Here is a 14,693-nt window from a genome sequence, read left to right on the forward strand (position 1 = left end):
GTACGTTACTAAGCTACTAACGTTTCAAATATTTTGAAGATAATAAAAAAAGCTGATCAATCCTCAAACAGGAAAAATCAACTTTAATATAGCGGTATTAGATCTGTATGAATCAAAAAATCCCCTTTTATGAAGTCGGGGAAGGAACTCTAGCGGCTGCAAAATGGGTTCTCGTAGTCGCTTGAATGACTCCGGCGGCAGTACTCCTCATTGCAACTGTCACCGTATCTCCGGCGTTTAACTGAAGAATTTCAGTTATTGCTACGACTGCCGGGATGTTCCCTGCTTGAGATTTGTTATTTCCGCCTACTACATTTTGATTTACGAGAAATACGACTTCTAAGTTGAAGTCAACAATTGCATTCGGTTGAAACTCAACTGATGCATTAAGAGAATACACGCCTGCTGTTCTCGGTGAAAATGTAGATGTGTTAGGGTTATATTCATTCGCCAAATCAAATTGCACATTTTGAAAAAAGACTCCGGCAGCTGCATTTGCAGCCACTGACAGATTAGTATCGCTGGTGGCTCGGAAAGCAGAAATAGGCTGGTTACTATTTGCTGTAATTGGTGCGAAGAGCTGGTTTTGTTGAGCTGGTGGGGTATTTCCATTTCTGCCTTGCATGACACTTGGTGATAAAAGAGGTTCCGGTCGATCGTTCCTCTTAATCCATTTAGTTGGACGTGGCGGCATAACTTTTTCCTCCTTATAAGCCTTACGCTTCTATCATTTGTTTGCTAGTGAATACATTATTATATTGATCGTTACAGACATTGAAACGGTATCTGCCCGACTGTACTCAAAAATAGAAATAACAGCAGCATGTTCCCAAAACAGATTACTGTTTCTGATCCAAGAGGCATGCTGTACTAAGGCATTAGCTAACCTTATATGAAAGACCTCAGTTAGAGATCCTTTTTAACCCATCACATACACCTGCCGTTCACTATTATTTAGTGAAATGAGATATTATGATATTTTCTGAATTGTGATTAAAAAGGCAACTTTATGCCCATGCGACAGATTTATAAAAAATCGGAGAATGAAAAGAAACAGATAGATATTTTAGTTCTTTAGGCCTGTAGTCCGCAAATCCTTTTATGATTTTCTATCAAACAAAAGAGGAAAATAGACCAGTTGCAATCCAAACGAGAGTCTAATAGAATGAGGTCGAAAAGTAAATCGAGCGGGTTTGTTACTGATAAAGCAGGCAAGACCTAAAATGTGTAAAGGGCAAAGTGTATACTTTGACGTCACCCCTTACATATTTTAGGTCTTTTTTTATTGTGCGTAACTAACTTGCCATCTTCAAACAGGAGGGCTGGAAGAAGCAGACCGCTAACACAGTACATAAAAAAGGAGACATGAACGATGAACATCAAAAAGTTTGCAAAACAAGCAACAGTATTAACCTTTACTACCGCACTGCTGGCAGGAGGCGCAACTCAAGCGTTTGCGAAAGAAACGAACCAAAAGCCATATAAGGAAACGTACGGCATTTCCCATATTACACGCCATGATATGCTGCAAATCCCTGAACAGCAAAAAAATGAAAAATATCAAGTGCCTGAATTCGATGCGTCCACAATCAAAAACATCTCTTCTGCAAAAGGCCTGGACGTTTGGGACAGCTGGCCATTACAAAACGCTGACGGCACAGTCGCAAACTATCACGGCTACCACATCGTCTTTGCATTAGCCGGAGATCCTAAAAATGCGGATGACACATCGATTTACATGTTCTATCAAAAAGTCGGCGAGACTTCTATTGATAGCTGGAAAAACGCTGGCCGCGTCTTTAAAGACAGCGACAAATTCGATGCAAATGATTCTATCCTAAAAGACCAAACGCAAGAATGGTCAGGTTCAGCCACATTTACATCTGACGGAAAAATCCGTTTATTCTACACTGATTTCTCCGGTAAACATTACGGCAAACAAACACTGACAACTGCACAGGTAAACGTATCAGCATCAGACAGCTCTTTGAACATCAACGGTGTAGAGGATTATAAATCAATCTTTGACGGCGACGGCAAAACGTATCAAAATATACAGCAGTTCATCGATGAAGGCAACTACAGCTCAGGCGACAACCATACGCTGAGAGATCCTCACTACGTAGAAGATAAAGGCCACAAATACTTAGTATTTGAAGCAAACACTGGAACTGAAAATGGCTACCAAGGCGAAGAATCTTTATTTAACAAAGCATACTATGGCAAAAGCACATCGTTCTTCCGTCAAGAAAGTCAAAAACTTCTGCAAAGCGATAAAAAACGCACGGCTGAGTTAGCAAACGGCGCTCTCGGCATGATTGAGCTAAACGATGACTACACACTGAAAAAAGTGATGAAACCGCTGATTGCATCTAACACAGTAACAGATGAAATTGAACGCGCGAACGTCTTTAAAATGAACGGCAAATGGTACCTGTTCACTGACTCCCGCGGGTCAAAAATGACGATTGACGGCATCACGTCTAACGATATTTACATGCTTGGCTATGTTTCTAATTCTTTAACTGGCCCATACAAGCCGCTGAACAAAACTGGCCTTGTGTTAAAAATGGATCTTGATCCTAACGATGTAACCTTTACTTACTCACACTTCGCTGTACCTCAAGCGAAAGGAAACAATGTCGTGATTACAAGCTATATGACAAACAGAGGATTCTACGCAGACAAACAATCAACGTTTGCGCCAAGCTTCCTGCTGAACATCAAAGGCAAGAAAACATCTGTTGTCAAAGACAGCATCCTTGAACAAGGACAATTAACAGTTAACAAATAAAAACGCAAAAGAAAATGCCGATATCCTATTGGCATTTTCTTTTATTTCTTATCAACATAAAGGTGAATCCCATATGAACTATATAAAAGCAGGCAAATGGCTAACCGTATTCCTAACCTTTTTAGGAATATTGCTGTTTATCGACTTATTTCCAAAAGAAGAACATGACCAAAAAACAAAAACAAAACAGAAGCCGGACTACCGGGCGGCATATCATTTTACGACGCCGGATAAATGGAAAAATGACCCTCAAAAACCGATCTATTTTGATGGCAAGTATCATTATTTCTATCTATATAACCGGGATTACCCAAAAGGCAACGGCACAGAATGGCGCCATGCCGTCTCAGAGGATTTGGTGCACTGGACCGATGAAGGCGTGGCGATTCCGAAATATACAAACCCGGACGGTGACATTTGGACCGGTTCCGTCGTGGTTGATAAAGAGAACACAGCCGGCTTCGGGAAAAATGCGCTTGTCGCGATTGTGACACAGCCCTCAGCCAAAGACAAAAAACAGGAACAATATTTGTGGTACAGCACAGACAAAGGAAAATCATTCAAATTCTACAGTGGCAACCCCGTTATGCCTAATCCGGGTACAGACGATTTCAGAGATCCGAAAGTCATATGGGATGACCAGGATAACAAATGGGTCATGGTCATGGCTGAAGGATCAAAAATCGGCTTTTATGAATCCGATAATCTTAAGGACTGGCATTACACAAGCGGATTCTTCCCAGAACAGGCGGGAATGGTGGAATGTCCCGACCTCTACATGATGCGGGCAAGCGACGGAACGAATAAGTGGGTTCTCGGTGCCAGCGCGAATGGCAAACCGTGGGGCAAACCAAATACGTACGCCTACTGGACCGGAAGTTTCGACGGAAAAGAATTCAAAGCGGATCAGACTGAAGCCCAATGGCTTGACTATGGCTTCGACTGGTATGGCGGTGTGACGTTCGAAGACAGCAAAAGCACAGATCCATTAGAAAAGCGGTATGCGCTTGCCTGGATGAACAATTGGGATTATGCCAACAACACCCCGACAATGAAGAACGGCTTTAACGGCACAGATTCTGTCATACGCGAACTCCGGCTGAAGGAGCAGGATGGAACATACAGCCTCGTCTCACAGCCGATTGAAGCTTTGGAGCAGCTGACTGTTTCAACTGACGAAATAGAGGATCAGGATGTGAACGGATCAAAAACATTGTCGATAACAGGTGATACGTACCAGCTTGATACGGATCTTTCTTGGTCCGAGCTAAAGAATGCAGGCGTCAGGCTCAGAGAATCAGAAGACCAAAAACGCCATATTGATGTCGGTATTTTCGCTGAAGGCGGCTATGCTTATGTCAATAGAGCAGCCACAAATCAGCCTGACAAAAGCAATACCTATGTCGAAAGCAAAGCTCCTTATGATGTAAGCAAACGTAAGGTGCATTTGAAAATACTTGTCGATAAAACAACGATAGAAGTATTTGTTGGCGACGGGAAAACCGTTTTTTCAAATGAAGTCTTCCCAAAGCCTGAAGATAAAGGAATTACCCTTTATTCTGACGGCGGCACAGCCTCCTTCAAGAATATAACAGTGAAACACTTTGATTCGGTTCATGAATAAAAACAGGGGCAGCGCAGGCTGCCCTGTTTTTTTATTAGGAGCGGTATTCTCTGTTACATATTGGGCATTGTAAGAAATATAAGGCTGGTTTCAAAGGAGGAAGCGAATGTCTAAACAAGGAAATTTTCAAAAATCAATGTCGCTGTTTGATCTGATTTTGATTGGGATGGGAGCCATCTTTGGATCAGCGTGGCTGTTCGCTGTCAGTAATGTCGCTTCAAAAGCAGGGCCCTCCGGCGCTTTTTCCTGGATCCTCGGAGGAGCCATTATTTTGTTAATCGGGCTCGTATATGCAGAGCTCGGAGCCGCTCTGCCCCGTACCGGAGGCATCATTCGATACCCCGTTTATTCACATGGCCACCTTGTCGGCTACTTAATTTCGTTTGTCACGATTGTCGCTTATACAAGCTTGATTTCAATTGAAGTGACAGCTGTGCGCCAGTATGTGGCCTATTGGTTTCCCGGCCTGACCATTAAAGGGTCTGATTCGCCGACCATTTCCGGCTGGATCTTGCAGTTTGCCCTATTATGCTTGTTTTTCCTGCTAAATTATTGGAGCGTCAAAACCTTCGCTAAGGCGAATTTCATCATATCGATTTTTAAATATATTGTGCCGATTACCATCATTATTGTACTGATCTTTCATTTTCAGCCGGAGAATTTATCTGTTGAAGGATTTGCACCGTTTGGGTTTACAGGTATTCAGGCTGCAATCTCGACAGGCGGCGTCATGTTTGCGTATCTCGGCCTGCATCCGATTGTATCTGTAGCAGGTGAAGTCCAAAATCCAAAACGCAATATCCCGATCGCTTTAATCATTTGCATCATCGTTTCAACCATCATTTATACTGTTTTGCAGGTCACCTTTATTGGTGCAATCCCGACAGAAACACTGAAACATGGCTGGCCGGCAATTGGCCGGGAGTTCTCATTGCCGTTTAAGGATATTGCGGTCATGCTCGGATTAGGCTGGCTTGCAACGCTTGTCATTTTAGACGCCATTCTGTCTCCCGGAGGAAACGGGAATATCTTTATGAATACGACATCCCGCCTTGTTTACGCCTGGGCGCGTAACGGCACATTATTTGGCATATTCTCAAAGGTCAATAAAGATACGGGGACACCCCGCGCTTCGCTTTGGCTTTCGTTTGCCCTGTCTATTTTCTGGACACTTCCCTTTCCTTCGTGGAATGCGCTCGTCAATGTCTGTTCAGTCGCGCTCATTCTTTCATATGCGATTGCACCCATTTCTTCAGCCGCGCTGAGGGTCAACGCGAAGGACTTAAACAGGCCGTTTTATTTAAAGGGAATGAGCATTATCGGGCCGCTTTCCTTTATATTTACAGCGTTTATCGTGTACTGGTCAGGATGGAAAACAGTCTCCTGGCTGCTCGGTTCACAGCTCGTGATGTTTTTGATCTATCTCTGTTTCAGCAAATATACGCCTAAAGAAGATGTCAGCCTTGCTCAGCAGCTGAAATCAGCCTGGTGGCTTATCGGGTTTTATATTATGATGCTGATCTTTTCCTACATCGGTTCTTTCGGACATGGTTTAGGGATTATCAGCAATCCCGTCGACCTCATTTTAGTCGCGATCGGCTCACTTGCGATTTATTACTGGGCAAAGTATACCGGGCTCCCAAAAGCCGCCATTGATTACGATAAATAAAGAAGCAAGAGGTTTTCTTGCTTCTTTATTCTTTACAAACATACATACACGCGATAAAATGAATGAGAGTCAGTCATTATTGGAGGTGTTCCTCATGCCAAAACAAACATCGGGCAAATATGAAAAAATTCTGCAGGCGGCCATAGAAGTCATTTCTGAAAAAGGCCTCGACAAGGCTTCTATTTCTGATATTGTCAAAAAGGCCGGCACTGCCCAAGGAACATTCTATTTGTATTTTTCATCTAAAAATGCCCTCATACCGGCCATTGCAGAAAATCTTCTCACCCATACACTTGATCAAATCAAAGGTAGGCTGCATGGGGACGAGGATTTTTGGACCGTTTTAGATATATTAATTGATGAGACTTTTCTCATTACAGAACGCCATAAGGATATTATTGTCCTCTGTTATTCCGGGCTTGCGATCGACCACTCCATGGAAAAATGGGAGACGATCTATCAGCCTTATTATTCCTGGCTTGAAAAAATCATCAACAAGGCCATTGCAAACCATGAGGTAACGGAAGGTATCAATTCAAAATGGACGGCCAGAACGATTATCAACTTGGTCGAGAATACTGCGGAACGATTCTATATCGGATTTGAACAAGATGAAAATGTTGAAGTGTATAAAAAGGAAATTTTCACTTTCTTAAAACGGAGCTTAGGCACTGCTTAAAAAATGACTGGGTAACACCGCTCATTTTTTAATGCCCTAAAAATGACTGACGTTCATTCATAAAATAGAGAGGTGTTTCATTTGAATTGGGTTCTTGTTTTTATTGCAGGGCTTTTAGAGGTTGTTTGGGCCTCTTCCCTCAAACATGCTGATTCGCTTTTGGATTGGATCATCATTTTTATCTTAATCGCGGTCAGCTTTATCCTGTTGATCCGCTCTTATCAAAAAATCCCGATGGCCGCGGCGTACACTGTGTTTGTGGGAATCGGAACCGTCGGAACATATCTGACTGGAATTGTTCTGGGCGAATCCTTCTCAGCAGCCCAAATGTTCTTTTTAGCTTTATTGCTGGCTGGCATTTTAGGAATGAAATTATTTACGAAAGAAAGCAAATCTCAGCCGGGAGGTGAACAATAATGGCATGGTTTTTATTAGTGATTGCCGGCATAGAAGAAATTATAGCTGCCATTGCCATGAAATATATAGACGGAACAAGAAAAAAATGGCCGATCATTGTGATGACAGTTGGATTCGGCTTATCCTTTTACTGCCTTTCCCAAGCAATGATGGTCCTGCCTGCCGGAGTCGCTTATGCCGTCTGGACTGGCATTGGAAGCATTGGCGTTTCGGCGATCGGGCTCATCTGGTTTAAGGAGCGGTTTCAGCTTTCACAGGTGATTTCACTTTGCCTTATTCTAGCCGGCGTCATCGGCCTGCGTCTTACGTCATCTTCATAAAATAAAGGCATATACAGCTGTATATGCCTTTGCCATTAAGCTTCGTGATGTTTTTGAAGATGAAGCGGCGGCGGGATGAGCCAGCCTTTGTTTTTTAGCAGCCTTAAGTATTTTGCGCCGGTTGCCGCTTTCGACATATGAAATTGCCCAAACATCATGGCAATATCCTCACGAATCGATTGCCCCATCATTTTACTGCATGTCACAAGACCTGCAGCATTTTGTGCTGCCGCGGAGGCCGCCACATCCGGATCGAGAAACCGTGCGCCAGGCGGAATGTCGTTAAGATCTGCTGTCGGCGGTTCAGGAGAAGCCGGCGGCAGCGCCACCCCGTTTTCTTTCAAGATCGTGCTGACCTGTTTGATTTCATCTTGGCATTTCTCAATAGACTCACGAAGCAGCTTCTTCAGGTCGTCATCACCGACATGATTCAATAGCATTTGGTAATTGCCGACCATTTTATTGCCCGCCATCACATAACTCCATAAGCCGAATACCTCACCATAATGCATCGGTTCATCCTGTGGATTTCCGCTTAAAATACCCATGTTCATCCTCCTCGCAAATTCAATATCGCACACATTCCATAACGTGCCCGAGAGAAGGAAAATTTATGTTGCAGCAAGAAAATTTATGAACCAAAACAAAAAAGACAAGAGCGGCAAATCGCCAAACCCTTGTCTTTCCTGTTGTTCTATTGGACGCGCTCGGAGGGATTCGAACCCCCGACAGACGTGGTACCGGAAACCACCGCTCTATCCAACTGAGCTACGAGCGCAGAATGACTGCGTTATGAGAACGTCAGCACAACTTATTATACGATAATTCCATTCAAATAACAACCCTCTATTTCGAGAGGCCGTTTTTTAAATAGACAAAGCATCTTAATTGGCAATCTGACATACGATGGTTTGAACCCCTGTATTTTTGGGGAAAATGGGAAAAAGAGACGACTTTGCATATCAGGCCAGCTTTTTGTTTGACCTTTATTGACCAAAAATGTATCATGTAACTACATACTTACCTAAAAGGTGAAGGAGGAGCATTATGAATTTAATACCTACAGTCATTGAACAAACGAACCGCGGGGAAAGAGCGTATGACATTTATTCTCGTCTATTAAAGGATCGTATCATCATGCTTGGATCTGCGATTGATGACAACGTTGCGAACTCCATCGTGTCACAGCTTTTATTCTTAGCAGCAGAAGACCCTGAAAAAGAAATTTCTCTTTACATCAACAGCCCGGGCGGCTCTATTACAGCCGGTATGGCGATCTATGATACCATGCAGTTTATTAAGCCGAAGGTATCTACAATTTGTATCGGTATGGCTGCGTCAATGGGCGCGTTCCTGCTTGCAGCCGGCGAAAAAGGCAAACGCTATGCGCTTCCAAACAGTGAAGTCATGATTCACCAGCCACTTGGCGGTGCGCAAGGTCAGGCGACAGAAATTGAAATTGCCGCGAAACGCATTCTCTTGCTTCGCGACAAATTAAACAAAGTCCTTGCTGAACGTACTGGCCAGCCGCTTGAAGTGATCGAACGCGACACAGACCGTGATAACTTCAAGTCTGCTGAAGAAGCGCTTGAATACGGCCTGATTGACAAAATTTTGACTCACACAGAAGACAAAAAGTAATAACACAACCTGCAAGAGCTGCGTCTCTTGCAGGTTTTTTTCATTTCAAGGAATTGACTCCCTTAAACACTTTTTATTCTATACTGCTCCCATTCCTCATGTAACAGCTCAAGCGTCAAATCATTCGTCTGTCTCACAACTAGATCAGCACCAAGCATCGGCTGTCCTTGACCGACACCAACCGCAAACATCCCCGCAGATTTGATTGCAGAAATGCCTGCTTCTGCGTCTTCTATTGCCGCGCAATCAGCAGGGGAAACATCGAGCATCGCTGCAGCTGTTAAAAAGATGTCAGGATCAGGCTTCCCCTTCGCAAGAGTCGTCGGATCAACAATGGCATCAAAATCATCGATAATTGCCAAACGTCTTAAAATCTTAGGAGCATTGCGACTTGAAGATGCTAACCCGATTTTTATATTTTCGTTTTTCAATTGACATAGGAGCCTGCCAATCCCCGGTAAAAGATCTTCCGGCGTCAATTTGCCGATCAACGTTTGATAATCGTGATTTTTCCGATGCATAAGTTCTTGTTTCTCCGCATTTGTATACTTTGTTTCCGCACCGCCAGAGATCAATATGCTTTCAAGTGACTCTTCTCTGCTGATTCCTTTTAGCCTTTCATTCATGTCTCTGTCAAAGGGGATATTGATTTGTTCTGCGATGTGCTTCCAAGCGAGAAAATGATATTCAGCAGTATCTGTTATCACTCCGTCTAAATCAAAAATGACCGCTTTCATATACTAATGCCCATCACAGCTTCATAAGGTTTGAGGCTAATACTCTTTAAGTCAGCCCGCTCCTGCGGATAGTTTGAAATCAGCACTTTCCAACGCTCATAAATCAGTTCTGGAGGCGCTTCGAACAGAGCCTTTTCTTCCGATAAATTCACAACGACAAGAAGCTTTTCCCCTTGATATTCTCGAAGGTAAGAAAAGACCTGCGGATCATTCTCCTGCAGCAGCTGATAATCGCCATATATCATAATCTTATATTGCTTTCGTAATTGAATGAGCTTCTGATAGTAAAAGAAAATAGAATCTTGATCTTCCAAGGACTCTTTCACATTGATAGCTTGATAACGGGAATTTACCGGTATCCACGGGTCTCCGGCTGTGAATCCCGCATGTTTTCCGGCATCCCACTGCATCGGTGTTCTCGCATGATCCCTTCCTTTTATCATCACGGCTTTGACAAACTCTTTTTCTGACATCGTTTTGTTTTCGACGACTAGTTCACGATATGCATTCTTTATTTCAAGATCATCATACATCTCCAGCGGCATATCGCTGTTGACCATGCCGATTTCTTCTCCCTGGTAAATAAACGGCGTTCCTTTCATGCCGTGCAGAACCGTTGCAAATGCCTTCGCACATTCCTTACGCAGCTTCCCGTCATTGCCCCAGCGGGAAATAACCCTCGGCTGGTCATGGTTCTCAAAATACAGGGTATTCCAGCCGACATTCATTAACCCGGTCTGCCACCTTGTCATCGTCTTTTTTAAAGCAATCAAATCAAACGGCTTGATCTGCCATTTCCCATTTGGCGAGTTTTGTTCTGTATCAATATCCATATGTTCAAATGTAAAGATCATATTCAGCTCTTGCCTGCTTGCATCTGTGTACTTTTTCGCCTCTTCAATATCAGAGCCGTTTGCCTCTCCGACTGTCATGCAGTCGTAATGAGAAAGCACTTCCCTGTTCATCTCTTGAATAAACTCATGAAGACGTGGGCCGTTAGAGTGATAACGGCCGACAATATAGCTGCGGCTGTGATCCGTTTCGTAGTCCGGAAAATCGGTGTATTTAGAAATAGAGCCGATCACATCCATCCGCCAGCCGTCAACGCCTCTATCCATCCAGAATCTCATTACATCATAAACTTCCCGGCGAACGGCTTCGTTTTCCCAATTTAAATCAGGCTGTTTTTTCGAAAAGTAGTGCAAATAATACTGCCCTGTTCCTTCATCGTATGTCCACGCTGAACCTGAAAAGATCGATCCCCAATTATTCGGCTCTGAGCCGTCCGGTTTAGGATCTTTCCAAAAATAATAATCCCGGTAAGGATTGTCCTTCGACTTGCGGCTTTCAGCAAACCAAGCATGCTCATCTGATGTGTGGTTCACGACCAAATCCATGACGATTTTCATTCCGCGTTTATGGGCTTCATCAATCAGCTGAAACATATCTTCATTTGTCCCAAACTTTTCATACATGTTTTTGTAATTGCTGATATCATATCCGTTGTCATCCTGCGGGGAATCAAATACCGGGGAGACCCAGATGACATCCGCCCCGAGATTTTTGATGTAATCCAGCTTTTGAATCACACCTTGCAAATCCCCGAATCCATCTCCATTGGTATCATAAAAACTGCGCGGGTAAATTTGATAAACGACAGCTTCTTTCCACCATTCACTCATTAGGCGTTCTCCTTTCACATCGTCCCTGTAGGACAACTGGTTCCTCATAAACGTTCATGTGCAGCGGCTCGCCTTTTACAAGCTCAAAAATAACGCGCTTTTCGTCAACCGTCACATTGATTAATCGGTTTCGATAATTGATGTTGAATGAATATTCGTCCCATTCTTTCGGCAAAAACGGAGCAAATGACAGCGTCTCATTCGCGGTGCGCATGCCTGCAAAGCCATGAACGATTGCCAGCCAGCTACCCGTCATTGAAGTAATATGCAAGCCTTCTTCCGTATCATGATTGTAATTATCAAGATCAAGCCTTGCTGTGCGCTTATATAATTCGAGCGCTTTCTTTTCCAGCTTTAGTTCGGCTGCGAGAATCGCATGGACAGAGGGCGATAGGCTTGATTCATGAACAGTCATCGGCTCATAAAATTCAAAATTTCGCCGTTTTTCTTCCATTGTAAAACGGTCATTAAAAAGATAAATGCCTTGGAGAACATCTGCCTGCTTAATAAAATTGGAGCGGAGAATCTTGTCCCATGACCATTTCTGATAAAGAGGCCGCTCCGCTGGATCTAATTCATCAACTGCTTGCAGGCCTTTGTCCAAGAACGTGTCATGCTGAACGAAAATTTGCAGTTCTTCACTATACGGATAGTACATGTGCTGGATGATTTCTCTCCAGACTTTCAATTCTTCTTCCTGCACATCCAGAAGGCGGCGTTTCTCAGCTGAGATACTTTCGAGACTTTGTAGAGTATACTCCAACGTCCAAGCCGCAATGACATTCGTATACCAATTGTTGTTAACGTTGTTTTCGTATTCATTCGGCCCTGTGACGCCATGGATCATATACTTGTTTTTTCGTTTCGAGAAGTGAACACGGTCGGCCCAAAATCTGCTGACTGCCACAAGTACGTCTATCCCGTATTCTTCCATATAGTCACAGTCGTCTGTATAATTGATATAATTGTAGATCGCATAACAGATCGCTCCATTGCGGTGAATTTCTTCAAAGGTGATTTCCCATTCGTTGTGGCATTCATCACCTGTGAACGTCACCATCGGATAAAGTGCCCCCTTCATCCCCAATTTTGCGGCGTTTCGTTCGGCAGCCTCCAACTGATAATAGCGATACAAAAGCAGGTTTTTCGTCACCTCCGGCTCGGCTGTCGCCAAATACATCGGAACGGCGTACGCCTCAGTATCCCAATATGCGGCACCTCCATATTTCTCGCCAGTAAATCCTTTCGGCCCGATATTCAAACGGGCATCGTCCCCGTAATATGTCGAGAATAACTGAAAGATATTGTAGCGGATTCCTTGTTGTAGCTCCTCATCTCCTTTAATTTCAATGTCCGCTTTTGCCCATCTTTCCTTCCATCGATCAGTGTGCCTCCGTTTTGCTTTTTCATAGCCGTTCTCAACCACATCCGCCAAAAGCTCCTTGGCTTTCGTTAAAAGCTCTTCCTCCCGAAAATCACGGGAAGTCGTGACAATCACAAACTTTTTCAATGATGCCTTCGTTTGATAACTATAGCGATTCTCGACATACATTTCAGTCGTTTTAAAGCTTTCATGGACAAAACCCTCCGTCTCGTTTGCCATTGCGGCTAAAACCGTGAAGCGCGGTGTTCCAAATGGATTTTCGATCGTTTTTGCCGCTAAATGGCCGCTGTGAGAATCAGCACCTTTCGCTTCCTCCTGCCAAAACTGTTCTTGATAGTTAGAATCTTCATTTGCCACATTTCCATCCAGGTAAGGAACAAGCGTAATGACAGCATCTTCCGTCAGGCACTCCGCTTCATAATGAATCGCACAGAGTTCTTTTACAGCCAGGCTAAGAAACCGCTCTGACCTGATTCTGACGGTTTTATCTTGAATGCGGACAACAGCGCTTCGCCGCAGAATCCCCTCTTTCATATTGAGTTCTACCTCAAATGATTCGATTGGGTTTTGATGGAGATCGATTTTTTCACCGTCAACATATAAGCCTATGCCCATAAAGTTCATCGCATTGATCACTTTTCCGAAATATTCCGGATACCCGTTTTTCCACCAGCCGACTCGCGTTTTGTCGGGGAACCACACGCCTGCAATATATGTGCCTTGGTGACTGTCGCCTGAATAGCCTTCTTCAAAATTCCCTCTGACCCCCATATAGCCATTGGCAAGAGACGTCAGGCTTTCCAGCAGACGTGTATGCTCCTTATTAAATGTATTTGTTTTGATTTTCCATTCATCAATCTCAAATAACCGCTGATTTATCATCATTTCCTCCCGAATGTAAGTTTCCATTATCACGGCGGGTTTTGGTTAAATATCTAAATGCAAAAGAGATCATCAAAGTAACGCCACACGAATGGATCATCAATACAGTAATCAAATCAAAATGAACCATGCCGATAGCAGCTGCCGCAAATGCCGGCAGTGCTGATGCGCAAATTGCTATAGAGGCCGCTTCCTTGAATGATGCAATAGAAACCATGTTTGATATTTTTGTGATCCAGAGACCTCCGGCAAGAACAAACGTTAACAAAAGCTGGATCATAGAAACCACCGCATATGCCAGCATCATGATCATCGGCTTATACTGTGCCAACCATAATGTATCGATCAAAACCTCTACATCATGGGCGTTTGGCTTCTCGAGCTTTACGTCCATTTTCGCATAGCCAACAGAAAACCCCGTTCCGTCTTGATCGGTGATCATCAGTTGATCAGGTTGAAATATGATGGCGTTTTCAAATCCAGTTACTTTCAATCGCCCATTTTCACCGCTTGTCTCATATTCATGCTTCATATCGACTGCCATCACATTCTGCCCATCTTCAATCTTCTCAGAGCTCTTCCCGCCTGTTAGTTTTCCGTTCCTGATTTGAAAACCCTGCAATTGGTCAGCAAATTGATCATTAACTCCTTGAATCGCTGACGGCATGAAAGATGAAACGCTGAAGCGATCCATTTTCACAAACGAAACCGCTAACGGCGCCATTAAGCAGGCCGTTAAAAACAGAAAGAGAAAAGAGAGCTGCAGCCAGCTGAAGGTATTCCCGTAACGGCAAACACCTGATGGGGATGCAGCCGCCTTCAGGCAGCGGATGATAAAGCTTTTATTCTCCAGATTCTTCATTG

The 14,693-nt window shown here is 43.7% G+C and carries 13 protein-coding genes and 1 tRNA gene; 7 read left to right on the forward strand and 7 right to left on the reverse strand.

Features of this window, described 5'->3' with window-relative positions; translation table 11 throughout:
• Positions 1-127: 127 nt before the first annotated feature.
• The gene (locus NYE56_RS17475) at positions 128-694 is read right to left on the reverse strand and encodes a C1q-like domain-containing protein (RefSeq protein WP_341284183.1); all 567 of its coding nucleotides are present in this window, start codon (positions 692-694) and stop codon (positions 128-130) included.
• A 678-nt stretch (positions 695-1,372) separates the two neighbouring features.
• On the opposite strand from NYE56_RS17475, the gene sacB reads away from it, so the two are divergent.
• The 6 genes from sacB (at position 1,373) to NYE56_RS17505 (ending at position 7,503) form a co-directional block, all read left to right on the forward strand.
• Entirely contained in the window at positions 1,373-2,794 is a 1,422-nt protein-coding gene (gene sacB / locus NYE56_RS17480) for a levansucrase (RefSeq protein ID WP_268554986.1), read from the forward strand.
• A gap of 73 nt (positions 2,795-2,867) precedes the next feature.
• Positions 2,868-4,418 (forward strand): 2,6-beta-fructan 6-levanbiohydrolase, encoded by a 1,551-nt coding sequence (gene levB, locus NYE56_RS17485; RefSeq protein ID WP_341284184.1) that lies wholly within the window; start codon positions 2,868-2,870, stop codon positions 4,416-4,418.
• A 106-nt stretch (positions 4,419-4,524) separates the two neighbouring features.
• Positions 4,525-6,087, forward strand: a complete 1,563-nt coding sequence (gene aspP, locus NYE56_RS17490; RefSeq protein WP_015384716.1) for an aspartate/proton symporter AspP — start codon at positions 4,525-4,527, stop codon at positions 6,085-6,087.
• 94 nt (positions 6,088-6,181) lie between these two features.
• Positions 6,182-6,766, forward strand: coding sequence for a TetR family transcriptional regulator (locus tag NYE56_RS17495; RefSeq protein ID WP_003244443.1), 585 nt, complete (start codon positions 6,182-6,184; stop codon positions 6,764-6,766).
• Positions 6,767-6,847: 81 nt separating this feature from the next.
• Positions 6,848-7,183, forward strand: coding sequence for an SMR family transporter (locus NYE56_RS17500; RefSeq protein WP_014480966.1), 336 nt, complete (start codon positions 6,848-6,850; stop codon positions 7,181-7,183).
• The gene (locus tag NYE56_RS17505; RefSeq protein WP_341284185.1) at positions 7,183-7,503 is read left to right on the forward strand and encodes a DMT family transporter; all 321 of its coding nucleotides are present in this window, start codon (positions 7,183-7,185) and stop codon (positions 7,501-7,503) included. Before NYE56_RS17500 ends, NYE56_RS17505 begins: the two co-directional genes overlap by 1 nt.
• 35 nt (positions 7,504-7,538) lie before the next feature.
• On the opposite strand, the gene NYE56_RS17510 is transcribed toward NYE56_RS17505, so the two are convergent.
• Positions 7,539-8,051 (reverse strand): DUF3231 family protein, encoded by a 513-nt coding sequence (locus tag NYE56_RS17510; RefSeq protein ID WP_014478056.1) that lies wholly within the window; start codon positions 8,049-8,051, stop codon positions 7,539-7,541.
• 154 nt (positions 8,052-8,205) lie between these two features.
• Positions 8,206-8,281 (reverse strand) — tRNA-Arg (locus NYE56_RS17515).
• Positions 8,282-8,550: 269 nt separating this feature from the next.
• Between NYE56_RS17515 and clpP the strand changes: the two genes are divergently transcribed.
• Complete coding sequence (gene clpP, locus NYE56_RS17520) at positions 8,551-9,144, forward strand: ATP-dependent Clp endopeptidase proteolytic subunit ClpP (protein ID WP_003228214.1); 594 nt, start codon at positions 8,551-8,553, stop codon at positions 9,142-9,144.
• A 62-nt stretch (positions 9,145-9,206) separates the two neighbouring features.
• On the opposite strand, the gene pgmB is transcribed toward clpP, so the two are convergent.
• The 4 genes from pgmB to NYE56_RS17540 are packed head-to-tail and all read right to left on the reverse strand — an operon-like array spanning position 9,207 to position 14,691.
• Positions 9,207-9,881, reverse strand: coding sequence for a beta-phosphoglucomutase (pgmB, locus tag NYE56_RS17525; RefSeq protein ID WP_335449643.1), 675 nt, complete (start codon positions 9,879-9,881; stop codon positions 9,207-9,209).
• Positions 9,878-11,563 carry an oligo-1,6-glucosidase gene (malL, locus tag NYE56_RS17530; RefSeq protein WP_341284186.1) on the reverse strand — a complete coding sequence of 562 codons (1,686 nt, stop codon included), beginning with the start codon at positions 11,561-11,563 and terminating at the stop codon, positions 9,878-9,880. Before malL ends, pgmB begins: the two co-directional genes overlap by 4 nt.
• Positions 11,556-13,829 (reverse strand): maltose phosphorylase, encoded by a 2,274-nt coding sequence (mdxK, locus tag NYE56_RS17535; RefSeq protein ID WP_341284187.1) that lies wholly within the window; start codon positions 13,827-13,829, stop codon positions 11,556-11,558. The genes malL and mdxK overlap by 8 nt, the downstream gene beginning before the upstream one ends.
• Positions 13,807-14,691, reverse strand: coding sequence for a DUF1189 domain-containing protein (locus NYE56_RS17540; protein WP_341284188.1), 885 nt, complete (start codon positions 14,689-14,691; stop codon positions 13,807-13,809). The genes mdxK and NYE56_RS17540 overlap by 23 nt, the downstream gene beginning before the upstream one ends.
• Positions 14,692-14,693: the final 2 nt, after the last annotated feature.

This window comes from Bacillus sp. FSL R5-0603, from assembly GCF_038050295.1.
GTDB classification, from domain to species: Bacteria; Bacillota; Bacilli; order Bacillales; family Bacillaceae; genus Bacillus; species Bacillus subtilis.